Origin of the sequence: Marinobacterium litorale DSM 23545, assembly GCF_000428985.1 — a bacterium.
GTDB classification, from domain to species: Bacteria; Pseudomonadota; Gammaproteobacteria; order Pseudomonadales; family Balneatricaceae; genus Marinobacterium_D; species Marinobacterium_D litorale.
Map to the genome: position 1 here is coordinate 261,345 of NZ_AUAZ01000002.1, position 24,836 is coordinate 286,180.

A 24,836-nucleotide genomic window follows, 5' to 3' on the forward strand; every position below is an offset into this window, starting at 1 on the left:
GTATAGACCTCCTGTCCCGGGCGCATGACGCCCGGAGGTTATTCAGGGTTAGAAGTGCCACTTCACCAGCAGTGCGGGGTTGTGCTCATCAACGCCATCAATCCCGAACTTATTGGTCCAGTGGGCATATTCCATGCCCACATACAGCGGAGACTTCAGCCCCATGTGCTTGCCTGCGTTCCACTTCAGCTGCGAGGTGAAATTACGCTCCGATTCATTGGTATCGGATTTAGTGGACCAGTCCAGAAAACCGTCATACAGGAAATCGGCCTGACCAATAGAGAAAGGATAGCCCCAGGTCAGCGTAAGCTGCTCATCATCATCCCAGTTTTCATTGTTCGCCTGATAAAGGTTGATGTTGAAGTAGCGAAACCCCGGCAGATCCAGCGCTAAGCCAACACCGTACAGGAAATTATCGAAACCTTCTCCAGACTCCCAGGTCGTTGAGATCAGCACATCTTTTATGGGGCCCCAGGACAGTTCATTACCGCTGACCTTACCCAGGCTCAGGCGGGGAGAGAACTCCATGTAATTTTCCGTGTATCCGTTATCCGACTTCAGTCGGTCCATAAAGAAGAAGGTATCACCCCAGCTGTGACCGCTGGCATGTTCAACCGTGATCACCTGGCGGTCGTCGTCGCCCACCTCATATTCGCTGCCGTTCAGGTAGCTGAGACTGAAGTCCTGCCAAATCAGCTCAGCTGATGCAGTGGAGGAGAGTGTTAAACCGAGCGCGATGGCAACAGCTGTATTTCTTGATTTCATCCATTCATACCTTTGGTCAGTAGGATCAGGATAATCCTGTCCGTTCGATCAACATTAAAAGCCAATCGACTGATAGCAATAAACTGACCAATTAGTCAGATACAAATAAAATTAATATTTTATTTCTTATATATAAATAACTTAAACAAATATTAAGAAGTGATTTATCAAGTATAAATCTTACCTCCCCGACAACCTATTTGGTGCGTTTTCGTACCTAAAGCACATTTATGGAGCCATTAACCAAAATTAAAACAAAGAAATGGTATTATTAATACGTATTACGTATCTTAATTGTTTTATATCGCTCCGATGCGGCCTGCGAATTGCAGTGGCCTCCCCAACTCATATCCGGGGAGGCTTTCATGACAAAAAAGGTTGCCGTTGCCTCAAAAGGAGGCCTGGCCGTCGACGAACACTTTGGCCATGCACGTTACTTTCGCATCTATCAGATCGATCCTGATGGGATCACGTTCGTTGAAAACCGGGATGTCGAGCACTACTGCCTGGGCGGGCACGGAGATCGTTCTGCACTGATGAAAATTCTCGACACCATCGAGGACTGCGATGCCGTCCTGGTCGCCCGGGTGGGGGATGGACCTGCAGATAAGTTACTTGCACGCGGCATAGAGCCGGTCATGGACTACCCCTGGGAAGAGATTGATACGGCGCTCAAGCAATGGGCCCAGAACCAAAGCGACTGCACAGAGGAGCGCGCCGGATGCTGACTTTCTATATGACCCCTGGTTCCTGTACCACGGGAATTCATATCCTGCTGGAGGAGGTTGATGAGCTGTTCGCCGTCGAGCTCGTTAACCTCCTCGAGGGTGACAATAGATCCGATACTTATCTGGCGCTGAATCCTAAAGGCACGATTCCCATGCTCAAGTTGGAGGATGGCTCGGTATTGACCGAATTTCAGGCCATCGCCTGCTGGCTGGCCTGGCAGCACGCCCGGCTCAAGCTGATTCCATCCGACGCACTGGGCGCAGCCCGCGCCATCGAGATGATGAGTTACGCGGTGGGAACCATCCACTTGCAGGCCTTTGCCCGCATCTTTACGCCCGAAAAGTTTGCCGCGGATGCCAACGACATCGAAGCGGTGAAAAAAGAGGGGCGACGCAGGGTTGCTGAGTGCTTTGATGTCGTCAGCCAGCTCCTCGACCGCAACGACGGTTACGTGTGTAGCGAATTCTCAGTGGCCGATGCCGCTCTGTTCTATGTGGAGTTCTGGGCCGACCGGAGCGACATACCGCTACCGGAGCGGGTGCGCGCCCACTATAACTTGATGCTTACCCGGCCAAAGGTGCGCCAGGTATTGATGGAAGAGGGGTACAGGCTTTAAATCACCTGTTCTGATTGGGCTGTTTTTTGCACAAACGGTTCACCGCCGGTGCCGGATACGCGGCCAGCCACTGTCACATCCAGGTGCAGCAGGGATGGCTGTCGGCTTTGCAACGAGCAATGTTGGAGTTCCTACACCCACTCCGGCATCGGCGGCACCGGTTTTAACACGCCAGCCGTTATTAGAATGAGAGGACCCCATGAACAGCCCCGAGCATTACGACCGTTACTACCTCACTTACTCCGGTATTTCACTGCCCCTGCAGCTGGTAACGCCCATGGAAAAAGCCGACACCGAAAACCGAAACACCTATTTTGGCGCGCTGTATGATGATCAGGAGCGCACCACGCTTATCCATAAGGTGGTGTACGGCGAGGTGGAGCTCGAACATCGCTACGGGTACCACGATAATGGCACACTGCAGTGGGCTGAGATCAGGGATGACGATGACGAAGTCCAACGGCTGGAGTTCGATACCAACGGCCAGCGAATCTAACTAATCCAATCAACAGTTTATCCGGCGCGGCGACGGTACAACCAAGGCCTAATCTGCTCTATCATCGCAGTTTAACGTCGCCGCCCGGATATGACTGATGCTGCAAAACCCAGCCTTACCGCTGATCCTTACAGCCCTCCTGACCCTCACGCTCACCTGGCTGGTTGTTGCTCTTGGCGCGCAACGCCGACTCCAAGCCGAGCAACACCGAGCTGCTAATGCCGAAGAACAAGCTTCGCGACTTGAATCACGGCTCGTGGAACAAACCCAGACACTTGAACAAACCGAGTCGGCACGGGCCGCTCTCGATGTGCGCTGCGGCCGGCTTGAGGTCCGGCTTGAAGCGCTGGAGGAGCAGCTTGATCGCCAATCTGACGAGCTTGAACACTCCAAAGCCCTGGCTAATGAGCGCTCAGACCGGCTCCAGCAGCTGCGAGAAGATCTGGCGGCGACCCAGGAGCGGCGCGATCAGCTCGCCGAGCGCCTGTACAGCGCGGAAGCACAGCTTGCCGAACGCGAGCAGCAACTCGATAGCGCGAGACGGGCTTACGCTGAACTCGAATCCACCCATACTGCGCTACGAACCACGCTGACCGAAAAAGAGCACCACTTTGGCGAGCAAATTCAGCAGCTCAAGGAGAGCCGGGAGCTGCTGAAGCGTGAGTTCGAACTACTGGCTAACGAAATATTCGAACGCAAGGGCAAAGCCTTTACAGAGCTAAACCAAAATAGCCTTAGCGCACTGCTCAACCCGATTCATTCCGAGATGAAAGGCTTCAAGGAGAAGGTAGAACGAATTCACGAGCAGGAGACCGCGCAACGGATCCAACTGAAGACTGAGCTGGAAAACCTGCAGAAACTCAATCGCGATATCACCGATCAGGCTCATAAGCTTACGACCGCCTTGCAGGGTCAGAAAAAGATGCAGGGCAACTGGGGTGAACTGATGCTGGAGAATGTGCTGGAAAAGTCAGGCCTGCGCCCGGGTGAGGACTATCAGCGCGAATTCAGCGTCACTACCGAGGAGGGGCGCCTGAGGCCTGATGCGGTTATTTTTCTGCCGCAGAACAAGCATCTGATTATCGACGCAAAGACATCATTGATAGCCTACACGCGGTTCGTGAACGCTGAAGATGAAGGCGAGCGGATGACCGCGTTGCGCGAACACACCGAAGCAGTTAAGGCACGTATTAACGAGCTGGCCGATAAGGACTATTACCGGTTGCCCGGCTTGAACTCGCCAGAGATCGTAGTCATGTTCATACCGATTGAGTCCGCCTATGTGGAAGCGCTGCGCTACGACGAGACCCTCTATCAGCGCGCGATCGAGCGTCAAGTACTGGTCGCGACGCCCACCACTTTGCTTACCAGCCTCAACATCGTTCGCCAGCTCTGGCGCTTTGAAGATCAAAGCCGGCATACTGCTGAGCTCGCCAGGAGAGCTGAGCGTTTTTACAGCAAACTCAATAACTTCCTTTCGACACTTCAGGATGTAGGTAAAAAGATCGACCAGGCTCGAAGCAGCTTTGACCGGGCGGTCGGACAGCTTGCCGATGGCCGGGGAAATTTGATCAAGCAGGCATCCGAGTTCAAGGAGCTGGGCGTATCAGTCCAGAAAGAGCTGCCGGCAGAACTGGTGGACCGCGCACGACTGGAGCTGGATACGCACCTGGAGCGAGGCCATGCGCAGGATGAGTAGTTGCACTTCAGTACAGTTGGTCTTATCGGTGCGTTCTGTTAAAAGATGAAGTAATAACTCACCCGCGGCTGCACCACTAGATGAATCGGCGCTCATCACCGCACACGCACGCAACATTGGAGCCATGTAGTCCCTTGAGCAGCAGAACCCCCAGCCCGCCGACAGGCCTTATACAGCGATTACAGAGCCGCATTCGAATGCTGAGCCTGTTCGCCCTGACCGGCGTTCTGATCGTCGTGTTGGGGGCCTCGGCCATGGCCTGGCAGCAGGTCGAGCAACGCATGCAGGAAGCCCATGAAAGCGCAGCGCTGATTGTTGAGGAGTTCGTATCTGCGCGGCTTGATCAGCTCAAGACAGTGGCGGGCTTTCTGGTCGTTGCGGAACAAACCCAGCCGATATTGCGAACCGCTCTGGCGCAGGACCCGTCGCTGCAGAGCCTCTACCTGCTGGACTCTGAAGGCACCGTACTTGAACAGCAGCATCGGGCGGGCCATAAGCCGCGCAGTGTGCTTGCCGATGAAGGCTGGATCGACAGCTTTCGCAACTCAGGTTCTTTTATCGGCACACCTCACCAGGGTACCGGCATTGTGCAGGTCGTTAACGTCGGCCAACCGATACCCCACCAGACCGGCATGCCCGCCCATGCACTGCTTGCGACGCTTGATCTGACCCGCCTTTGGACCCGAATTAACCGAATCCGGGTAGGGGAGTCGGGAGCTGTTTTCCTGACCGACAACGACAATCGGCTGCTCACTCACCGAAATATCGGACTTCTCGCGCAACGCCCGCCTCTGAATACCCTGTATAACGCACCGATTGAAAGCGACCAGCGTATCAATCTGGTCAATGCATCGCCCGGTGGATGGATGCTCGTCAGTCGTACACCGTTGAACGTGGGCGGGTGGAGCCTGCTGGTGCAGATTCCCGCCGCCAGTCTCGCCGGCTGGCTATTTGGCGGCGTATGCGTGGTTGTTTTCACCTTGGGTGCCTGTTGGCTGGTCATCCGTCGCACCGACCACTTTGTAGACGCTGAAATCGTGCAACCGCTGACGACGCTGGAACAACGCGTTGACGAGCTCAAGGAGAGTCGCCAGGCGCTGGCGGTTTCGCAGGATATGATCTCCCTGGTTGACCGGCACTATATCTATCGACTGGTTAACGAGTCTTACCTGACAACCTTCGGTAAAACGTATCACCAGATAGTGGGCCAATCGGTGCCGGCGCTGCTGGGCGAGGCGTCATTCCAGGAAACCGTCAAACCTAAATTTGATCGCTGCCTGGCAGGCGAAACCCTGCGCTACCAGCAATGGTTCGATACGGCACAGGGGCGGCGTTACCTGGATGTTATTTACAACCCTTACCGGGCTGAGAACGGCTGGATAGAGGGAGTGCTTGTCAGCACCCGTGATGTCACCGATACGTACCGCGCACAGGAGCAGCTCCGGCTCGCCGCCAGTGTGTTCACCAGTGCCCGCGAAGGGATCTTGATTACCGATGCCTGGGGTCGTATCCGAGAGGTTAACCAGGCGTTCTGCCGGATCACCGGCTTACCGCCCGAATCCGTTGACGGCCAGGATGCATTCGAACTATCCGGGCTGCCAGATTCCAAGCGTGTACGCATTCAGGAGAACCTGCGAGCCTGCGGACACTGGAGCGGAGAGGTGGAAAACTGTCACGCCGATGGCACCGGCTACGTGGCAATGCTCACTATCACAGCGGTCCAGAACGAAGCCGGCGATATATCCCACTATGTGGTGCTGTTCTCGGATATCACCGAGCAGAAACGCTACCAGCAGCAGCTTGAGCTGATCGCCAATTACGATGCCCTGACCAATCTGCCCAACCGCCGGCTGCTGGCCGATAAACTACACCAGGCGATGGCGCTGGCCGACAGAACACAGGGGCGTCTCGCCGTGGTTTACCTGGATCTGGATGGTTTTAAGGCGATCAACGACCAACTCGGGCACGATATTGGTGACCGCCTGCTATTGACGCTGGCCTCCCGGATGAAAGAGGCGCTTCGGCCCGGCGATACCATCGCCCGGCTCGGTGGCGATGAGTTTGTCGCCGTGCTCGTCGGGCTTGATGATGACCCGCGCTCCTGCGAACCGATGATCACAGCGCTCCTGGATGCGGCCTCACGACCGGTGGAGCTTGACGACAAAACGCTGGAGGTGACCGCCAGCCTGGGTGTGACCTTCTATCCGCAAGAAGAGGGGCAGGACGCCGACCAGCTCCTGCGCCAGTCTGACCAGGCGATGTATCAGGCGAAACTTGCCGGCAAGAACCGGTTCCACCTGTTCGATACCGAGCATGATCGCTCCATGCGTGGCTATAACGAAAATATCGGACGCATGCGCGAAGCGCTGGAAAACGATGAATTTGTGCTCCACTTCCAGCCCAAGGTCAACATGCACACCGGCGAAATTTTAGGCGCTGAAGCACTGATTCGTTGGCAGCATCCCGAGCGAGGTCTGCTGCCGCCGGGCGCGTTTCTGCCTGACGTAGAGAACCACCCGTTAGCGATTGAGCTGGGCGAGTGGGTTATCGAGTCCGCCCTGACCCAGCTTGAATACTGGCATCGTCACGGGCTCGATATCTCGGTCAGCATCAACGTTGGTGCTCTGGAGCTGCAACAGAAAGATTTTGTAGAACGCGTCCAGTGCCACCTGATCCGCCATCCGGGGGTGCCTGCTCGCTCTCTGGAGATCGAAGTGCTGGAAACCACGGCGCTGGAGGATATGGACCATGTCTCCAATATCATGAAACAGTGCCGCGCTCTGGATATCCACTTTGCTCTGGATGACTTTGGTACCGGCTACTCCACACTGGCTTATCTGAAAAATCTGCCGGCTCGCTCGCTGAAAATCGACCGCTCCTTTGTCCGTGACATCCTTGATGATCCGGAGGATTTGACCATTCTGGACGGTGTGCTTGGACTGTCGCGGGCGTTCCGACGGCGAGCGATCGCAGAAGGGGTCGAAACCGAACAGCAGGGCCTTCTGCTGCTACAGCTGGGCTGTGAGCTGGGGCAGGGCTATGGCATCGCACGACCGATGTCGGCCAAGGAGTTTGAACTCTGGACCCGTAAATGGCGTCCCTTTGCCAGCTGGACCCGTCAAAAACCGATTAACCGGGATCGCATGCCATTGATTTTCGCGTCGGTGGAGCACCGCGCCTGGGTTAACAACGCCAAGCGACTCCTGGCCGGCGAGAAAAATGTAGAGCTGGTACTGGAAAACACCGAGTGTCGTCTCGGCCGATGGCTCCATAGCGACGGGGTAGAACGTTACGGTGAACATCCGGCTTTCCGGTCAATCCATAAGGTCCATGACGAGTTGCACCGCCATGTCATTATGGAAATGGCTAACGCGCCAGTGAGCGACGACTGCATTCGCCAGCTCGATTTAAGCAGTGAGAATCTGCTGACCTTATTGCGCGCACTGCTGGACGACGGCGCCTACCAAAAGAGGCATCCAGCCAAAGCCTGAGGCCGGTTTTCTGGACCGTGTTCGGGAGAGCACGTATCCTTGGCGACATGATTAATATCGAATCACTTACCTTTAAATTCGATCCGGTGGAAGACCGCATCCGGCTGGTGGGCAACCTGGATAACGGCCAGACCCGTATCGATTTCTGGCTCACGCGGCGTCTCGCCCTGCGGATGCTTGATGCAGGTAACGAGATGGTTCAGCGCACCTCGGTTCGAGTCAGTAAGGTACCTTCCCAGTACCGGGAAGCCACGGCGCAGTTCGAGCATCAACAGGCGCAGGAACGCATGGAGGTCTCGCACCAACCGGTCGAGGAAACCGAGGAGCGTGAACCCGGGCTGCTGCAGCGTATTGACGTAAGCCATAAGGATGGCCGCTACCAGTTACGCCTCTTTAACCAGGATGAGCCCAACGAAGTGGCCGCCGTGAGCGTACTCAACTACGATGAGCTGCACCAGATCCTCCATCTAATTCACAGCGGCTGCGAATCTCTGGACTGGGGCGCACCGGCACTTTTTGCAGGCCCCGCAGGGGAGGATCGTGTATTACAGTGAGGGGTCAGGCCAACGAAAGTAGCGCCTGAACCAGCGCTTCCGGGTCATATCGCTCTGGTTTATCGGGATTGATCAGCGACATATCAATCACCTCAATGCCCAGCGTTTTGCAAAGTTTATCCGGCACACCGCCCGGATAGGCACCCGCTTTACTGTCGAGCAGGATAAAGTCCAGAAAAGCCGTGGCCGGTGTTTCCTGATTGCCGGCGCTCAGATAACCCAATAAACGCTGCAAACTCATCTCCAGCGTCATGCCCAACTGCTCCGGATCATGCCCCAGGTTTGGTACATAGACCTTCGGCGACGGATTCTTCGCTATCGCCTCACTCACCCCATCGGGCAGCAGATTGGCCACCAGGCTGGAGTAAAAGCTACCGGGCGGGTAACAGATCAGATCGGCGTTCTGAATCAGTTTCCGATTACGTTTGCGCAGTTCAGCGCGGGCAGGGCGCGGATCATCCAGCCCCCGGCACAGGGATAAGGATTCAATCGACGACTGCAGCGGATCGACCTCTTTCCCGGTCAGGCGATGCTGCCCCAGAATCTCCTCACCATCCGACAGCCGCGCTTTCAGGTGGTAATCATCGTCCACAATCGCGCGCACCGTGCCCTGCACGTTCACCAGCTTGGAAAACAGGAACAGGATCGGTTCCAGGTCGTTGTGGTTATTGATATAGCCACCGGCCAAAATCAAGTTGCCAATGCTGGCGCCGCTGAGATCAAAACCTTTGGGCATCGCCTCCATAAAGAAGCCCAAATGGTTGCAGATCAACTGCCGCATGGGGTTTGCGATATCATCAACGAGTGGATCCTTGCCGTCGACCATCGCCTCCAGCCGCGCCTTCAACACTTTATTGGGCTGATCCTTGGGAAAGCGAAAGGTGAACAGCCGATAGATCTCTGGATGCCCGGTGACGCTTTCATCGGCCAGCGCCATCAATCGGCTGCGCAGATCGCCGATGGCAGGCATATCAAATGCCTGCCGGAGAATCGCCGAGCTACCGCCTGAATCGAACGGAGTCACCAAGTGGATTGAGTTGTGTGTGTATTCCTTGAGCGTCCGGGAGATCCCAGTGAGCGCTGTACCACCGCTGAAAAACAACAGGTTCGGTCCCAGTTCGGGCAACTTGCGATAGCGGCTCACTTTTAACGGATCGGGTAAACGGACGCTATGGGTGACGCGCACTCTGGTCATCGACTATCCTGTCGTCTGGCGGGTGAAAACACAGAGTGTATCCAAAAAAGACTTACAGCCCAATGTATTACAGAATACACGAAATGTTGTATGTCATAATCCTGCAATGTCGAAACCGGGTCGAGTTCGGTATCCTTGACCCTGATTTTTCCTGTTGGCCAGCCAAATGATCAAACTGCCCAAGACCATTCGTGAAAACCTGCACTTTCTCAGTGTGGAGGTCGATTCTCAGGTCGCCAGCCTGCAGAGCTTCTTCGAGGAGCCCGGCAACCCGAGAATGCGCCGCATTCTGGACCGGGCCGGCTACGCCTACAACCTGAAAACCCGTATCCATAACAGCACGGTACAAAAGCTCAGAGCGGGCAAGCGCAGGGCTCAGCGTGACATCAGTCTGCGCAGTGTTGAATTTATCGCAACAGACCTGGAACGCATCGCCGAAATCAGCCGCAATTGCGTAAAACAGCTTGAGTACGTTGAGCACTATGCGCTCCTGCAGAACAAACGCCACCTGAAGATGCTCAAGCGTGTTCGACGCGGACTCAATGCACTAGAGGACGCGCTGGAAGCGCGCGATTCGGCGCCGGCCATTCAAATCGGCCAGCTTAACGACCGCCTGCTGGATGACTACAAAAAACTGCTACGCGGCTACGCTGCGGGACTCAAGGCACACCCTGAACACAGCGAAGAGCTGATCGCACTCCTGTTTGTTGCCTATGAGTTTCGTCAGATGGGCGATGCCCTCCTGCACATCAGTGAATCGATCATCTCAGCCAACCTGGGTCAGCCTGTCAGTTTCGAGCGCTATTTTTCGCTTCAGTCCCTGGTGGCTGAACTCGACGAAGACGAAGATGACCTGAAGATTCATACCATTGCTGAAACACGCTCCGGCAGTGCTATTTCCGGCATCTCCGGTAAGGAAGAGGAGAGTGGCTACCTGGCGATTTTTAAGGATGGGGAAAAGCGCAAACTCAAGGAGGAGCGTCAGGGCGTACGCAGCTGGCACGAAATCTACCCGGGCCTGGCACCCAGAATTCTCTCCTACAAAAAGCGCGGACAGTCCGCCGCACTGTTGATCGAGCACCTGCCGGGCCACACATTCGAGCAGATTGTCCTCAACGAATCCGATGCCCTGGTGGATGAAACGCTGAAACGCCTGGGCAAGACACTGAAGTCGATCTGGAGCCAGACCCGCACGCTGGAGCCGGTATCGGCCAACTTTATGCAGCAGATGCAGAAACGGCTACCGGAGGTGTATCGCATACATCCGGAGTTCGATCAGGGTGACGGTTTTATCTGTGGCGTACCGGTCACCTCGTTCACAACGCTGGTGGAACGCCTGCAGGAGCGGGAGAAAGGCTGGCCCGCACCGTTTTCTGTGTATATCCACGGTGATTTTAACGTGGACAATATTATTTATGATCCGCTCGAGAAGCGTATCAACTTTATCGATCTGCACCGGTCGCGCTACATGGACTATGTTCAGGACGTTTCAGTCTTCATGGTCTCGAACTACCGGCTGCAGATACTGGATGTGGAGACCCGCGCCCGTATCATGTCGCTGGCACAGGCGTTCTACAAACGGGCGTACCGTTATGCGCGGAAACAGCAGGATGAACTGTTCGAAATCCGCCTGGCGCTGGGCCTGGCCCGTTCCTTTGCCACCTCAACCCGTTTTATCCATGACAAATCTCTGGCCCGGCGCATGTTTTTACGAGCGCGCTATCTGCTTGAGCAGGTGGACCGTCTGCAGCCCGGCGAAGAAAAAAGCTACCGTATTCCGATGAAGGAGATCTTCGTTGACTGAGCCCAAGATTGCAGTTGTCGGCGTTCCGGGTAAATGGTCCACCGAGGTCCTTGCCGACGCGCTCGAGGACAGAACCGGCTATCGCCAGGTCATCGATATGGCAAACGTCGCCCTGGATCTGGGCACAGGGCAGCTCAAACAGGGTGATCTTGACCTGTGTGAGCTGGATGCACTGATCGTCAAAAAGATCAGTGGTGAATACAGCCCCACAACCATGGACCGCCTGGAGCTGCTGCGTTTTGCCGAAGCCAAAGGCGTGCGCGTATTCAGCTCTGCCGATCGCATGCTGAAGCTGATCGACCGCGCCAGCTGCACGCTAACCCTGGCTAACCAAGACATACCGATGCCGCCCACGCTCCTTACCGAAGATATCGATGCGGCGCTGTCAGCTATCCAGCGGTACCAAGAGGCGATACTCAAGCCCCTGTTTTCCACCAAAGCCCGGGGCATGATTGTGCTGGACGCATCGCAGGGCAGGGAGAAACTGCGCCGTCGCCTGGAGCGATTCCAGGAAAGCAACCCCATGCTCTATATTCAGAAGAAGCTGAACCTGAATGGACAGGACCTGGGCATGATCTTCCTCGGTGGACGTTATCTGGGTGCCTACGCCCGCGTTTCCCGCGACGGTGCCTGGGATACCACCATCAACAGTGGCGGGCGTTACGCACCGTTTGAGGCTGATGACGCGCTGATCGAGCTTGCCCAGCGGGCTCAGGCACCGTTCGGGCTCGATTTCACCACCGTCGATGTGGCCATTACCGATCAGGGCCCCGTGGTTTTTGAAGTGTCCGCGTTCGGTGGTTTTAAAGGTGCGCTTAAGGGCGCCAATATTGATGCCGCAAAACTCTACAGTAACTACGTTCTGGAACAGCTTCACAATGGCCAATGATTCACCGGATTTCGTCGCACAACACCTGATTGGAGGCGCTGAACTCAATCACGACCTGCGCCTGCAAAGCGGCGGGTGCGGTATTCATCTGCGTTCCAACAGTGCCGAGCTAATTGCCCGGCTCAGACAGTATTTTGCCCATATTGTGCGGGCACAGCTGGATACAGCCATCGAAGTGATCGCCGTGGAGCGCGATGCAGTCGAGCTGCCCTTTGAGCTGGTGGACTGGAAGCGGGAACCCGGCAAGAGCGGGCGTAAGGACGCAATTTTTAATCTCCCCGGCGCTCGGCTGATCCATAAAGTGCGAACCGGCATGAACTTCCTGCAGAGCCCGCAGCTGCGCATCGCGGCGGGGCCCTGTGTCGCCCATGACAACCAGGTGATCAACTTCATCAACAACCAGCTCATGACCGAGCTGCAGAATGACGGCTGGCTGAACTGTCACGCAGCCGCCTTTGAGTACCAGGGGCAGGCGCTGGCCATCGCCGGTTTTTCCGGGGGTGGTAAATCCACATTGATGCTGCATCTGCTTGAAGACCCGGCGACACGGTTCATGACCAATGATCGCCTCTTTATCAAACGCGAAGGAGAGGACACCCAGGCCACCGGCATTCCCAAACTGCCGCGAATCAATCCCGGCACCATTCTCAACAACCCGCGTTTACAGCCACTGATTGACCCGGAACGGCGCGACCAGCTGGCGAAAATGGATCGCGCAGAGCTGTGGGAGCTGGAGGAAAAGTTCGACGCCGATATTGAATCCCTCTATGGGCCGGACCGCATTCAACCGGAATCCCGACCACTTAAAGCGTTTCTGGTACTGAACTGGAAACGGGACAGCGATGCGCCGCTCACGCTGAACCGCGTACAACTGGATCAACGCCCGGACCTGCTGGCCGCCATCATGAAATCCCCCGGCCCATTTTATCAACGCCAGGATGGCAGCTTTCTCAGTGACGATAACACAATTGATCCTGCCCCCTATCTCAGCTATCTGCGCGGTGTTACCGTCTATGAAGCCAGCGGTGGAATCGACTTTGACGCGCTGGCAGAGCGTTTCAAAGCCCAGGTAGAGCAACATGATTGAAGTAATGCTGTTGCGCCACGGCAAGGCGAAAAAGAGCAGCGACGGACACGACTTTGACAGACCGCTGAAAGAGCGGGGTAAGCGGGGTGCCCAACGCACCGGTGCCTGGCTCGCGCAAACCGGCAACCTGCCAGCGCGGGTTATCTGCTCGCCGGCTCGCCGGGCGCGGGAGAGCGCTGAGAAATGTGTTAAGGCGATGGGCGCAACCGTAGAACGGATCGAGAATGACGACCGGCTTTACTGCGCCAGCGCCAGCAGCCTGTTCGATCGTCTGATTGAAGCCGCCTCTCAAACATCACCGGTAATGCTGGTGGGTCACAACCCGGGACTTGAGCAGCTCGCCCGACAGCTGCTTCCGGAATCCGTCTGCAATCAGTACGACACACTGATGCCGGCAGGCACCTTGCTGCGCCTTGCACTGCCGGAGACCCAGGCGTTTCCGCTCGATGGCGGCGCTGCGCTGCTGGAGCGGATAACCCCGGATGAGCTTCCCGACGGTTTCCCCTGGCCGGCACCCGACGGTCGGGAGCGCCGGGAGCGCCCCGCCTATTACTACACACAATCGGCGGCGATACCTTATCGGATTCAATCCGGCGAAGTGGAAGTTTTGCTGATCACCTCCAGCAGCGGACGGTATTGGGTTCTCCCCAAGGGGATTGTTGAACCCGGGCTTTCGCCTCAGGCATCCGCAGCCAAGGAGGCGCGCGAAGAGGCCGGCATTGAAGGTAATGTGCAGGAACAAGCTCTGGGTCAGTACCGCCAGGCGAAATGGGGCGCCCATTGCGATATTCAGGTTTACCCCATGCAGGTTACGCGCGAGCTGCCCGACAAGGAGTGGGAAGAAACCCACCGCGAGCGTCGCTGGCTACCGTTAAAGCAGGCGTGCAGCTTCCTCAAAAACCCTGATCTGGCCGACATTGTCAGAACCCTGCCTGAACACCTCCAGGGGACAAACCCGTGACCAGACGGATAGCCGCACTTGTGCGCCACGGCGATTATCATCAACTTGCGGGAACACCGAGTGCCCACCAGCCGTTTGGCCTCAATGAGCGTGGCCATGAGCAGGCACGACGCGGTGCGGAGCTGATGAAAAGTCAGTTAGCCGAAAACGGCTGGATACTGGACGCTCAGGTTGTCAGTTCCACGCTATTACGGGCCTGGCAAACCGCCGAGCTTTTCATCGACACGCTGAGCACGACCTGCTCAGAACCGATACAACACCGCAGCGAGAGCGCCCTGTGTGAGCGCTGTGTCGGCAGCGCCGCCAATCTGACCAGCGACCAGATCTACCGGATTGTTGAATCCGATCCCCGGTTTGAAACGCCACCGGCGGATTGGAAGTCCAACAGCCATTATCGTCTACCCTTGGAGGGAGCGGAGTCATTAATGGAGGCAGGAGAGCGCGTTGCCGCGTGCCTGCGCCGTGAACTCGAAGCGCTGGAGGAATCAGCGCAGCCGGGTGTGCGCCTGTTTGTGGGCCATGGTGCTGCATTCCGGCACGCGGCGCACCGACTCGGCGTTTTACCTTTTGAACGGATCGCCGAGCTGAGTATGTACCACGCTCATCCGGTGTATCTGGAGCTCTGTTCCGACGGCCAGTGGCGCCACGTGGGCGGGGACTGGAAGGAGCGCAAGCGCGAAGGGTTTACAGACTGACATATAGTCGACACATTGGCTCACTAGAATATCGGCCCACTCTTATAACTCAAATGTCTCAGGTCCATGCGCGCACTAAAATCCCTACCCGACATCAAGCCGATTCCGACCCACCGAGCCATCATCGATCGGCTGCCGACCCATGTGGAGCCCTGGGACCTGAGCCATACCCATTCGGCCAACCGTAATGCCATCGACCCGATCATTTTCCAGCAGTCATTGGGCGGTGATATCAACGGTGCTTGGCGCTGGCCGCGGCGGCCGATCTACTTCATCGCCGACCCCCACGCCGATGCGCAGGCCTTTATCGACTCTCTGGTGGCCACCGGTACCGTGGTAAAGCGGGGCGACAAACCCACCGAGTTCGAGCTGAATCGGGCAGGGAAGGACGCCATCTACGTGATTGGGGGTGACTGCCTGGACAAGGGGCCCAGTAACTTGGAGTTACTGCGTGCGATTCGCCACCTCATGGGACTTAGCAAACGCGTCAAGCTGCTGGCCGGCAACCACGATGTGCGGCTGTTGATGGGAATCCGAACCGTTACCGGCGACTGCGATACCACCACCGAACATCTTTTTGTTCGCATGGGCGACAAGGTGATACCGCTGTTCAAGGAGATCCACCGGGTTTACCTGGCCGGCAAAAAGATCCCCAAGAAAATACCGGATGAGGCGACCTGTCGGGCAAAGCTGTTTCCCTCGGAGGACTGGTTCGAACAGTTCCCCCGGGAAGCCGCTGATTTTATGAGCGAAGCCGCCATCGAGCGCGAACTCAAGCGCATGCGCAAGAAGGTAAACGGCTTTGAGACCTCCTGCCACAAAGCCGGTTTTACGCTGCGAGAGATCTACCATATCGCGCTAACCTGTCGTGCCCTGTTTCTCAAGCCCAAAGGTGAGTTCAGCTGGTTTTACCGGGAGATGCGCCTGGCCTACCGTAACGGGGCTTTCCTGTTCGTACACGCAGGGCTGGATGATGCCATCAGCGAAGCTCTGCGGGACAAGGGGGTCAAACATCTGAACCGTCAGTTCCGTAAGCAGATCAAAAACGACCTGTTCCATTTCTACTTCGGTCCACTGGCCAATACCATGCGCACCAAATATCGCCCGGCGGACCTCTCCCTGACTGAGACTGGGTTAACCGCGTTGCGGGAAACGGGAATCCGTACACTGGTCCACGGCCATATCAACCGGTTGCACGGTCAACGTCTGGCGGTTAAAGAGGGGATGCTGCATATCGAAGGCGATATCACGCTGGACCGAAATTCACGCCGTAAAGAGGGGCTTCATGGGGTCGGTGCCGGTGTAACCGTAATCCATCCGGATCGGCATATCCTGGGAATCAGCGTAGACTACCCCAAAGCCAAACTGTTTCGCCCGGAAGCTTGCGAGTATCAAACATGCTAGAGAACAAAAACCGCTTCAGACACCAGTCCCTGCAGGATAGCGAGAGCATTCAGGAGCTTCTGAACTCGATTGCGGCGGGCATCAAGAAAGGGGAGATCACCTTCAGCGACCAGGATGGTGAGATCCGGCTGGAGCCCAAGGGCCTGCTTGACCTTAAAGTGACCGCCAGCGAAGAGGAATCGCGTCACCGCCTGGAGCTTCGTATCAGCTGGCAGAGTGATCAGCCGCTCAAGAGCAACAGCCTGTCGGTTAAGTAACGCTGGTCTATACAGACTGGCGGGACAGGCTGATCATCTCCAGAAGCTTATCGAACGGCATCGGTTTGCCATACATATAGCCCTGGCCGTAGCGCACGCCCACATCGATTAACGCCCGATTCTGCATATTGTTCTCAATACCCTCAGCCACGATCGAGGCATCGATCTTATGGGCGATATCGACAATATGCGGTATCAGGGTGGAACGCACGGATCCACCCTCCATTTCACTGATAAAGCTGCGATCGATCTTTAACGTATCGCATTTAAAATCGCGGATCTGGCGAAGGTTGGAATACCCGGTACCAAAATCATCGATAGCCACCTGAAAACCGCCCGCCACCAGCTTTTCGAGATTGATCCGGGCCGCTTCGCTATTCAGTTTTTCGTCCTCAGTCACTTCGATAACAAACTGCAGGCCGGGTTGACTAAAGCGACCGTTTTCCAATAGCGCCAAGACAGCACCGCTCTCGATATCCTGCGCAAAGAAGTTGATATTAACCTTGAAGCCCTCGGGTAGAGCGGACGCCTGACTCACGGCGGCGAGGGCCTTGTCAATAATCAACCGGGTAAAAGGCCAGGTTTTACGACAGCGACTGATCACTGGAATAAAGCTGTCAGGATAGATCGGGCCCAGTACATCTTCATAGCGGGCCAGCACCTCACATCCGATAACCCGACCGGTACGAAGCTCAACCAACGGTTGATACAGGCAGTAAAATGCATCGTTTTTAAGCCCACGGAGAACCCGGGACTGTTGCGACCGATAGCGCCGCAACCACCTTCGCTGGCCAATAAAACCAAACCCGGCGACCAGTACGGCGATAATAAGCCATCCAGCTAATGTAGACCGATACCGCTGATGAAAAACCTCCGAACCGGCACCTATCGTTATACAGTAGGGAACACTATCACTGCACTGATGCACATAGAGATCGGCGTTTTGCAAAGACGCAGCGGATGAGCCCGCGATGTATTCCTTTACACCTTCAGCTGAGAAGATTAATTGCCACTCCACACCGGGAATGAAAATCAGGTCACCCAGAAACGTTTTATCGATAACGGCATCATACGCTCCGAGGCGCACCAATATCCCGCGCACCGCGTTTTCAGTCAGCAGAACCGGCATATCCAGCCAGACTTTCGCGCCTAAACGGCCAATATAGTTGGGGTGACGGATTTCGTAGGGGAACGATAAGCGACCAACGCCTGCGCTACACAGCAGCCTATCGCCTTCAAGACGGCCGATATCCTTAATGTACTCCGATAAAAAGACCTCCCGGCGCAACTCAAGCAGTGAGGCATCACTGCAATCTCGGGGACCCGATGCATTCAAGCGGTTTAACGTGGTGAGAAGATCACCGGAGATAAGGTTTATCTGATTGAAGCTCTTCTGAATCTGCGCCTGCAACTGCTTCTCAAAACTGCTTTCAAGAACGCTATAGGCGGCGAACAGCCCAAAACCGAGGAGCAAAGCAATTCCGGTAACGACGAGGCGATCAATAATGATCCGGGTTATCTTTCTCACAGTTTCCCCGTTAACCGGCGCTCCATACCTGCACCCGGAAGTAGCAATAATGAGAATCAATCTCCAGCAAGCTTAGCATAGAGCGCTCCCGACGCCACGTCGCAGATACGATCCATGAGCTCGCTATAAACCAATGCCTTGATTCCCTAAAATATTTGGCTGCGTTCAGCACAGCCGTCTACGCTGAGAGACACGGCAACCCGGAGCCCAAAGGCGCTTTGGCAACGAAAGTGGATTGATCAAGGAGGCGGGCATGAGAGTTCCATCCAGTACGAGCTTTGCGATTCTGGGCGCCGCTCTGATCGCCATAAGCTTCGGCCTGGCCCGGTTCGCGTTCGGTCTGTTTGTACCGCCGATCCGCGATGAGCTCGAACTTACGCCCTACGTGATTGGTCTGATCGGCTCGCTTCCCCTGATCAGCTTTATGCTCGCAACGCTTGTGGCGCCATCAACCGCCAAGCGACTCGGGGCACGCAACACGGCGGTGCTCTCCGGTATTTTCGGCGTCATCGGACTGGGGCTGATCAGCCAGGCTGATGGCCCCGTAACACTGGGGGGAGGGGTCTTTGCCTGTGGTATCTGTACCGGCCTGATGATGCCCGCACTTACGGCAGCCATGCAGGCGCTGGTTAAACGCTCGGTGCATGGCCGTGTCAGTGCAGTAATGAACGCCGGGACCAGTGTGGGGGTCGCGGTGGCAGTACCGGCGGTTCTGTTCATGGCCGGCGCCTGGCGATACGCCTATCTGTCGTTTGCCGTTCTGGCGGCTATCGGTGTGTTAGCCACTTGGTTTCTGCTGCCATCGGTATCGCGTGTTACACCCTCAGAAGCGGCTCCGCCACCACCGGTCAGCGCACTGCAGTGGGTGAGCCTCTCACGACTGGGGGTGTTCGCCTTCATCATGGGGTTTGTATCCTCCGCCTACTGGATATTTGCGCCGGACCTGGTTGCCACGCTTGGAGCACTGCCCCCGGGTTCCTCCGGTTGGCTGTGGCTGGCGGTCGGTATCGCCGGCCTGGGCGGGGCCGTGATTGCAGACCTGGCCGACCGTAATAACCCACCGATCACCCATGCACTGATGCTGATGATGCTCTCTGCCAGCGTCGCACTGCTCGCGGCCAGCCCCGGACAACTGCCCGTCGCGATATTCTCGGCCCTCGTGTTCGGCCTGGCGTACATGAGCCTGACAGGACTCTACCTGATGAGCGGCATACGGCTTTTACCCGGTCGTCTCTCCATGGGCCCGGTCCTGCCGTTTTTGGCCGTCTCACTGGGCCAGGCGACCGGCTCGCCCGCTGCCGGCTTTTTAGTGGCGGAATTCGGTTACGCAGACGGCTTCGCCATGTTCGCGGCACTGGGCATCCTGGTCGCCATACTTTCACCCATGTATCCAAGAGATGGCGGTGCCCAGGCGGACGAAGAGGAAGAAAGCGGCTTGCAGGCCGCCTACGACTACCAGCTGCAAGACGAGGAGGGCGAGCCTTACGAACCCGCAGAACTGGAAGGTTATGAAGATGAAGGACACACTGAGCCGGAACCAGACCCAGACTCTGAGCCCGCAGCCCGGCAGGAGCCGAAGGCGGATGCCGGGAAACCGCCTCAACGCCCCGTCCCGTAGCTCGATAAGATGGCACAAACCGCAAGGCGGATCGGACTTGCAGACCGGAAGCAAAGCCGATTACCTTAAAGCCTTATCAGAATTTGAAAACGAACTTTATGCATACAAGGGCAAAAACACGGAATGTACGCCTACATCTATGATCAGCCGCATCCGTCAGCATCAGAAACCGCTTTAAGAATTGGTGATAACAGAGTCGCCTTCTTTATCGCCCCCATACTGGAAAACGCTCGGTTTAGGCAGTCTCACTGTGGCAACTACTGGGAAATTACGTTTTTCAAGAACTCTTGCTTTCAGCAGATCCTGGGTGTGCAGCTTACCGAGTCCGAGCAGGATAAAAAATGCGAAGCGAAAGCTGTCTGGGCTGATAATAAGCACGATGTCGCCATGAACGCGCAGTTGTTGCCACCAGTGTCGTGGTTTATCCGCAAATCCACCACCCTGCAAGCCGACAAGATCGTGCCGCTGACAAGCACCCGCGGTTTGATCGTGGATCGCGATGCAGTTGCCTACTTCTCGGATAAAGCAGATCAGTTTAAACGCATAGTGCTTGAGCTCTGCCTTGCGGTCGCTTATCGTCGCGTGCTCGAAGAGAGCATGGCCAGACTCACCGCATCCGTTAAAGCCCGGGATTCGGAAAAAACACTGGCACTTTATGAAGATATTTTGCACTTCAACGCCGGGGATTTCTTCCAGCACCCGGTGATAATCAAGAACCATGAGCTCTTCCCGGTATGGGACTTGCTCGCAGAGCATCACAAATTACAGGTGTTCAATACAGAGCTGACCGCCCAGCTTGCCAACGTGTCACTGCTTTTGCATGAGCAGCGTGAGCGGGCGCGAGCGCAGCAAGTGCTGGAAGAGCAGGAACAGCGCAGAGCACAGGCCCGGTTGCGGGATGAGCAGGAGCAAAAACGTGAAAAAGCGTTCAGCCGACGCTCTACCTGGTTAGGGATCGTATTGGCCGGACTATCGCTATTTTCACTGCTTTCATTGGTTGAGCTGACACCACAGCATTTCGAGTCAGCTTACCGTAATTGGGTCGAACCCTATGTACCCAAAATTTCAGCAGATGCAGAGATCAGGACGCAGTAAATGAGTATATCCCGCCATCAAATCCATTCAGGGCATCAGCATTGGGTTTGGTTCGCTGCGTGATATACAGAAACCCGATCAGGTTAGGTTTACAGGGATAGTCATATGAGTCAGGCGATGATGTCTGAATTACGCCAGTTTGTTGAAGATGAAATGGAGGCGACCCGGTCTCAGTTGTTTGATACCTGGGAACGGTCGTTGCCAGAAAAGCTCCTTACCGGCCATAGTCAGTCCTTTACCAAGCTCGAAGAGGGACCATCCCGCGATACTGTTTGGGCCTATCCAGACCCGGAGCAGGAATCGCGTTTTCGTGAAGGTGATTTGCTGCGCCTGCATTTGGGAGACCCCTTCGAGGAGGTAGCCGCCCAGTTGGTCCTGGAAGAGGAAGCCGACGACTGCTGGTTGTTAAGCGGCCATAATTTACCCGGCTCTGCCTGGGAACGTGTGGCAAACCAGCTCACTTATGCGGACCCCGACATGATAGACCTCAGCGGTATGTATCAGCAGGCGCTGGATGATATCGCGCGCTCTCCGGTCGGACGGCAGTTAGTGTTACCGCTACTGAGCGGAGCCCTTCCGGCCGACCAGCTTAACAGCGCCGACTATGACGCCGCCGCCGACATCGCAGAGTCCGGTTACGGATTTAATGAGGATCAGGTTGATGCGGTGGGGTGGGCTTGCGGTGCGCGTTATCTGGCTTGTATCCAAGGTCCACCTGGCACAGGGAAAACCCGCGTCTTGGCACTGATCGCCAAGTTGTTGGTGACGCGTGGTGAGCGGATTCTCGTTACTTCTCACACGCATATGGCAATTAATAACGCTCTGAATCGTATCTACGAGGAAGGCGTAGAAACAATCAAAGTCGGTAAACATACCTCGTTAAAAGGATTGCGCCCTGAAGTGGAGTGCTATGAGACATTTCGCGAATGGGAGGACTGCCCCAAAGACGCGGGCTATGTGATAGGCGCAACGCCCTTTGCCACCTGCACCTCAAGACTTGAAGAGCACCTTTTCGATACCGTTATTTTTGACGAAGCCAGCCAGGTCACATCGCCCTTGGCGCTGATGGCGATGCGACGGGCGAAGCGTTTCGTTTTTATCGGCGATCACAGGCAGCTCCCGCCAGTGGTTAGTTCGCTCTCGGTATTGGATATCGGTTCTGCTTCCGTCTTCGCTCGGTTATTGAGCGCCGAACGGGAGAATGTGGTCACGCTCAATACCACCTACCGCATGAACGCATCGCTGAGCGCTTGGCCCAGCGAACAGTTCTATGCCGGTTTACTGCAATCTGATGGGGCTAACAAAAACCGCCGCTTTTCGTTGCCCAATACCCCTGGGGAGTATCAGCCGATACTTAACGGTGATCACAGTCTGGTGTTTATAGAAAGCACAGGGCGGAATTCGCGTAGTATCAATCAGGACGATGCTGTACTCATTGCGAAACTCTGCAAAACCTGCATCGATTCCGGGCTCTCGCCCAAAGAGATAGGAGTTGTTGTTCCTTTCAGGAACCAAGGACGGCGTATACGCACCATGCTGCGGCGTTATCTGGGCCCGGCTATCGCGAAGCTGATCGTCGCCGATACGGTGGAGCGTATGCAGGGCCAGGAAAAAGAGCTCGTTATTCTCAATATGACAGCGACAGATCCGCAATACCTCTGTTCGTTAGCCGGCTTCCTTTTCCAGCCGCAGCGCATGAATGTGGCTGTAACTCGCGCTAAAACCAAGACAATCGTCATAGGGCCAGAGGTCGACGACGAGTTCTTTCATGAAGAGCCCGAGATTGGCGAGTGGGTCGATATGTATCGCAGCTTGATCGCAAGTTGCCATCGCACAACCATCTAAAAGACAACGAAACATGGCACTACTGATACCCGAAACGCTGGATACTTTGCCCAATGCCCATCGGCGTCATCTGGCCAAGGCACTGCGCGAGCTGGCCGATGACTATAGCGTACGAATCCCGTTTAGCATTCCTGATGTTTTCGATCTGGTTATCACCAAAACTGGTGGTACTTGGTTGGGTCTCGCTTTTGTCGAAACGATCGAAGAGGTAAAGGACAAAGCCAAGGCATTATTCAGCGCGGTAAAAAACTGGTCTCAAAGATGTATGGAGGCCACCGGGAGTTCCGCTCAGCTAGAGCTGCTTATCGTGGTCTTAAAAGCGAAAGGTAGTGAGCCTAAGGATAAAAGCTGGAGTGAACTCAGACTTCGGATAGTGAGTAAACCGTATTTTCTGGAGAACACAGCCACATTGCTCGAAGATTCCAGGCCGCTTCCGCGGGCCGGGTTCGATTGGCTGTTTCATGAGTTCTTCCCGGAGCGCGAGGTGCCGGCGGCGTGCACGACCCGGACAGTTATCGAAAGAGATAACTCGGCTCAGCTCTCCCGGTTTTTCCTCGATTACGATCAGGAGCTGGCTGCCAAGCTGGACCTCCTCAAAGCCAATAGTGATTCAGGAGATCTGTCCGTTCGACTGATCAATGGCGTGGCCGGCAGTGGTAAAACGCTGATCATTGTCAGCCGGATTTTGATGTACTGCCAGCAACACCCGGATCACAAGGTTTTATTGCTGATTCACAACAAGCCGGTGACAGCTGATATCCGATACAAAATCAATAAGTATTGGGGGGGTGAGCCGCCGAATCTTACGATCAAGACTTTCTGGTCCTGGTGTCGTGGTCAATGGGATGAGGCTTTTGGAAAGGGGTACCTGAAGCTCCTGTTTAATACCGATAAAACTGTTGGCGGCTATATCAAGGATCAGCAGGGACGTTACGGTGTCGGTAAGCGCCTTACCGCTAATCAGATACGTGATGAAATTGAGTTTCTAAACGACAACTTTATCTCCGATGAAACCGCATACCTAGATACAAATCGGGCAGGGCGCGGCTTTGCATTACGTTCGGAAGAGCGGGCGGAGCTTTGGCAGCTGAGAAACGAAGTTGTGGCAAAGTTCGGCGAGAAGTCGGGACTACTCTCTAGCCTGATGCCAAACCGATTATGTTCCGCCACCGCAACTGAAAAACTGGAGCGCTATGACCATATTATCGTTGATGAAGCTCAGTTTTTCGCGCCAAGCTGGTTTGAGCTGGTGAAAAGAAGCTTGCAGCCATCGGGCAGCCTCTTTCTCTGCGCTGACCCCAATCAGGGGTTTCTGAAGTCGCGCCTGAGCTGGAAAAGTGCAGGGATTAATGTGCGGGGGCGTACTAAGCGTCTGCATAAAAGTTATCGTACCACTCGGCAGATACTGCATGCTGCCAACAGCTTTTTATCCGAGTTTGCGCCGGAGCTTGATGAAGACTACTTAAAGCCCGAATACGAGGGCATGAGTCAGGGCGTTAAGCCGATGCTTCTGTATAAGCAGTCGCCCCAGGATGCACTGGAGCAGCTTGTTAACGAAGTGCGCGATCTGATCGATAACGGCCGCCCACCTGGGCAAATACTGGTGCTTTACACAACGGGTGTTTACCCCTCTACCGTCCAGCAGCGCCTTGAGACTGTCGTGGCTGCCGATGAGATATGGAACTTCTCCAATAAAAACGGCGATAAAGCTCCTGCTGACGACAAACCGGGGTTCCTGAAAATCGCAAAGCTCGATGCCGCAACCGGCCTCGAGGCGGGTGTTGTGTTTATTCTTGGAGTGGATCAGCTTTTCTCAGAATATGAATCGTTGGATTTGAACGAAGAGGAGCGAACAGAAAAACGTCAGGAATGCGCCCGTAAACTCTATATGGGGATGACCCGAGCCGGACAAAGGCTCGTCCTGTTTTCGACGACCAAATTGCCCGATGCGCTCGAACAGTGTGTTGAGACTAAAGGTACACCCGGCCTATAACTCGAGTGGTCTAGCATCGCCTTCTGGGGCAAGAGGTAACCCTGATCCTTAACCTTGGCGGGCATGCTGGTCAGCCAGGCGCCTGCCCGGTAGCCCGTCATCTCTTCAGCGTCAC

General features: G+C 55.6%; 20 protein-coding genes. 17 read left to right on the forward strand and 3 right to left on the reverse strand.

Going from position 1 to position 24,836, the window contains the following annotated elements; translation table 11 throughout:
- Positions 1–48: 48 nt before the first annotated feature.
- The gene (locus G403_RS0102740) at positions 49–765 is read right to left on the reverse strand and encodes an outer membrane protein OmpK (protein ID WP_027852633.1); all 717 of its coding nucleotides are present in this window, start codon (positions 763–765) and stop codon (positions 49–51) included.
- A 365-nt stretch (positions 766–1,130) separates the two neighbouring features.
- On the opposite strand from G403_RS0102740, the gene G403_RS0102745 reads away from it, so the two are divergent.
- The 6 genes from G403_RS0102745 (at position 1,131) to G403_RS21965 (ending at position 8,350) form a co-directional block, all read left to right on the forward strand.
- On the forward strand, positions 1,131–1,493 hold the full coding sequence (locus tag G403_RS0102745) for a NifB/NifX family molybdenum-iron cluster-binding protein (RefSeq protein ID WP_027852634.1): 363 nt from the start codon (positions 1,131–1,133) through the stop codon (positions 1,491–1,493).
- A complete protein-coding gene (locus tag G403_RS0102750; RefSeq protein ID WP_027852635.1) occupies positions 1,487–2,110 on the forward strand; it encodes a glutathione S-transferase family protein in 624 nt (207 codons plus the stop codon). The genes G403_RS0102745 and G403_RS0102750 overlap by 7 nt, the downstream gene beginning before the upstream one ends.
- Positions 2,111–2,309: 199 nt before the next feature.
- Positions 2,310–2,606: a DUF6156 family protein gene (locus G403_RS0102760; protein ID WP_027852636.1), complete on the forward strand. Its 297-nt coding sequence runs from the start codon at positions 2,310–2,312 to the stop codon at positions 2,604–2,606.
- Positions 2,607–2,703: 97 nt separating this feature from the next.
- Complete coding sequence (locus tag G403_RS21955) at positions 2,704–4,305, forward strand: DNA recombination protein RmuC (protein WP_051298441.1); 1,602 nt, start codon at positions 2,704–2,706, stop codon at positions 4,303–4,305.
- A gap of 197 nt (positions 4,306–4,502) precedes the next feature.
- Positions 4,503–7,796 carry an EAL domain-containing protein gene (locus G403_RS24290; RefSeq protein ID WP_051298443.1) on the forward strand — a complete coding sequence of 1,098 codons (3,294 nt, stop codon included), beginning with the start codon at positions 4,503–4,505 and terminating at the stop codon, positions 7,794–7,796.
- Positions 7,797–7,843: 47 nt separating this feature from the next.
- The gene (locus G403_RS21965) at positions 7,844–8,350 is read left to right on the forward strand and encodes a hypothetical protein (protein WP_036232282.1); all 507 of its coding nucleotides are present in this window, start codon (positions 7,844–7,846) and stop codon (positions 8,348–8,350) included.
- Between the two features lie 4 nt (positions 8,351–8,354).
- Here G403_RS21965 and G403_RS0102780 read toward each other — a convergent pair whose 3' ends face one another.
- Entirely contained in the window at positions 8,355–9,545 is a 1,191-nt protein-coding gene (locus G403_RS0102780; protein WP_027852637.1) for a GAK system CofD-like protein, read from the reverse strand.
- A 166-nt stretch (positions 9,546–9,711) separates the two neighbouring features.
- On the opposite strand from G403_RS0102780, the gene G403_RS0102785 reads away from it, so the two are divergent.
- The 7 genes from G403_RS0102785 (at position 9,712) to G403_RS0102820 (ending at position 16,642) form a co-directional block, all read left to right on the forward strand.
- Entirely contained in the window at positions 9,712–11,349 is a 1,638-nt protein-coding gene (locus G403_RS0102785; RefSeq protein ID WP_051298445.1) for a phosphotransferase, read from the forward strand.
- On the forward strand, positions 11,342–12,238 hold the full coding sequence (locus G403_RS0102790; RefSeq protein ID WP_027852639.1) for a GAK system ATP-grasp enzyme: 897 nt from the start codon (positions 11,342–11,344) through the stop codon (positions 12,236–12,238). Before G403_RS0102785 ends, G403_RS0102790 begins: the two co-directional genes overlap by 8 nt.
- Positions 12,228–13,325 (forward strand): HprK-related kinase B, encoded by a 1,098-nt coding sequence (locus G403_RS0102795; protein ID WP_027852640.1) that lies wholly within the window; start codon positions 12,228–12,230, stop codon positions 13,323–13,325. Before G403_RS0102790 ends, G403_RS0102795 begins: the two co-directional genes overlap by 11 nt.
- On the forward strand, positions 13,318–14,286 hold the full coding sequence (locus tag G403_RS24295) for an NUDIX domain-containing protein (protein ID WP_051298447.1): 969 nt from the start codon (positions 13,318–13,320) through the stop codon (positions 14,284–14,286). Before G403_RS0102795 ends, G403_RS24295 begins: the two co-directional genes overlap by 8 nt.
- A complete protein-coding gene (locus G403_RS0102810) occupies positions 14,283–14,981 on the forward strand; it encodes a histidine phosphatase family protein (protein WP_027852641.1) in 699 nt (232 codons plus the stop codon). Before G403_RS24295 ends, G403_RS0102810 begins: the two co-directional genes overlap by 4 nt.
- Before the next feature lie 66 nt (positions 14,982–15,047).
- The gene (locus tag G403_RS0102815) at positions 15,048–16,385 is read left to right on the forward strand and encodes a metallophosphoesterase family protein (protein ID WP_027852642.1); all 1,338 of its coding nucleotides are present in this window, start codon (positions 15,048–15,050) and stop codon (positions 16,383–16,385) included.
- Complete coding sequence (locus tag G403_RS0102820; protein ID WP_027852643.1) at positions 16,379–16,642, forward strand: amphi-Trp domain-containing protein; 264 nt, start codon at positions 16,379–16,381, stop codon at positions 16,640–16,642. The genes G403_RS0102815 and G403_RS0102820 overlap by 7 nt, the downstream gene beginning before the upstream one ends.
- A gap of 7 nt (positions 16,643–16,649) precedes the next feature.
- On the opposite strand, the gene G403_RS0102825 is transcribed toward G403_RS0102820, so the two are convergent.
- On the reverse strand, positions 16,650–18,170 hold the full coding sequence (locus G403_RS0102825) for an EAL domain-containing protein (RefSeq protein ID WP_027852644.1): 1,521 nt from the start codon (positions 18,168–18,170) through the stop codon (positions 16,650–16,652).
- 253 nt (positions 18,171–18,423) lie between these two features.
- On the opposite strand from G403_RS0102825, the gene G403_RS0102830 reads away from it, so the two are divergent.
- The 4 genes from G403_RS0102830 (at position 18,424) to G403_RS21980 (ending at position 24,721) form a co-directional block, all read left to right on the forward strand.
- Positions 18,424–19,788 (forward strand): MFS transporter, encoded by a 1,365-nt coding sequence (locus tag G403_RS0102830; RefSeq protein WP_027852645.1) that lies wholly within the window; start codon positions 18,424–18,426, stop codon positions 19,786–19,788.
- Positions 19,789–19,911: 123 nt separating this feature from the next.
- Entirely contained in the window at positions 19,912–20,883 is a 972-nt protein-coding gene (locus G403_RS0102835) for a hypothetical protein (protein ID WP_027852646.1), read from the forward strand.
- A gap of 105 nt (positions 20,884–20,988) precedes the next feature.
- The gene (locus G403_RS0102840; protein ID WP_027852647.1) at positions 20,989–22,728 is read left to right on the forward strand and encodes a DEAD/DEAH box helicase; all 1,740 of its coding nucleotides are present in this window, start codon (positions 20,989–20,991) and stop codon (positions 22,726–22,728) included.
- 13 nt (positions 22,729–22,741) lie between these two features.
- Positions 22,742–24,721 (forward strand): UvrD-helicase domain-containing protein, encoded by a 1,980-nt coding sequence (locus G403_RS21980; protein ID WP_051298448.1) that lies wholly within the window; start codon positions 22,742–22,744, stop codon positions 24,719–24,721.
- The last annotated feature ends 115 nt before the right edge of the window (positions 24,722–24,836 follow it).

Excerpts from the sequence above, each read along its gene's own strand:
- G403_RS0102740 (WP_027852633.1), bottom strand. The coding sequence starts at position 765 with ATGAAATCAAGAAATACAGCTGTTGCCATCGCGCTCGGTTTAACACTC.
- G403_RS0102745 (WP_027852634.1), top strand. The coding sequence starts at position 1,131 with ATGACAAAAAAGGTTGCCGTTGCCTCAAAAGGAGGCCTGGCCGTCGAC.
- G403_RS0102750 (WP_027852635.1), top strand. The coding sequence starts at position 1,487 with ATGCTGACTTTCTATATGACCCCTGGTTCCTGTACCACGGGAATTCAT.
- G403_RS0102760 (WP_027852636.1), top strand. The coding sequence starts at position 2,310 with ATGAACAGCCCCGAGCATTACGACCGTTACTACCTCACTTACTCCGGT.
- G403_RS21955 (WP_051298441.1), top strand. The coding sequence starts at position 2,704 with ATGCTGCAAAACCCAGCCTTACCGCTGATCCTTACAGCCCTCCTGACC.
- G403_RS24290 (WP_051298443.1), top strand. The coding sequence starts at position 4,503 with ATGCTGAGCCTGTTCGCCCTGACCGGCGTTCTGATCGTCGTGTTGGGG.
- G403_RS21965 (WP_036232282.1), top strand. The coding sequence starts at position 7,844 with ATGATTAATATCGAATCACTTACCTTTAAATTCGATCCGGTGGAAGAC.
- G403_RS0102780 (WP_027852637.1), bottom strand. The coding sequence starts at position 9,545 with ATGACCAGAGTGCGCGTCACCCATAGCGTCCGTTTACCCGATCCGTTA.
- G403_RS0102785 (WP_051298445.1), top strand. The coding sequence starts at position 9,712 with ATGATCAAACTGCCCAAGACCATTCGTGAAAACCTGCACTTTCTCAGT.
- G403_RS0102795 (WP_027852640.1), top strand. The coding sequence starts at position 12,228 with ATGGCCAATGATTCACCGGATTTCGTCGCACAACACCTGATTGGAGGC.
- G403_RS24295 (WP_051298447.1), top strand. The coding sequence starts at position 13,318 with ATGATTGAAGTAATGCTGTTGCGCCACGGCAAGGCGAAAAAGAGCAGC.
- G403_RS0102815 (WP_027852642.1), top strand. The coding sequence starts at position 15,048 with ATGCGCGCACTAAAATCCCTACCCGACATCAAGCCGATTCCGACCCAC.
- G403_RS0102820 (WP_027852643.1), top strand. The coding sequence starts at position 16,379 with ATGCTAGAGAACAAAAACCGCTTCAGACACCAGTCCCTGCAGGATAGC.
- G403_RS0102830 (WP_027852645.1), top strand. The coding sequence starts at position 18,424 with ATGAGAGTTCCATCCAGTACGAGCTTTGCGATTCTGGGCGCCGCTCTG.
- G403_RS0102835 (WP_027852646.1), top strand. The coding sequence starts at position 19,912 with ATGTACGCCTACATCTATGATCAGCCGCATCCGTCAGCATCAGAAACC.
- G403_RS0102840 (WP_027852647.1), top strand. The coding sequence starts at position 20,989 with ATGAGTCAGGCGATGATGTCTGAATTACGCCAGTTTGTTGAAGATGAA.
- G403_RS21980 (WP_051298448.1), top strand. The coding sequence starts at position 22,742 with ATGGCACTACTGATACCCGAAACGCTGGATACTTTGCCCAATGCCCAT.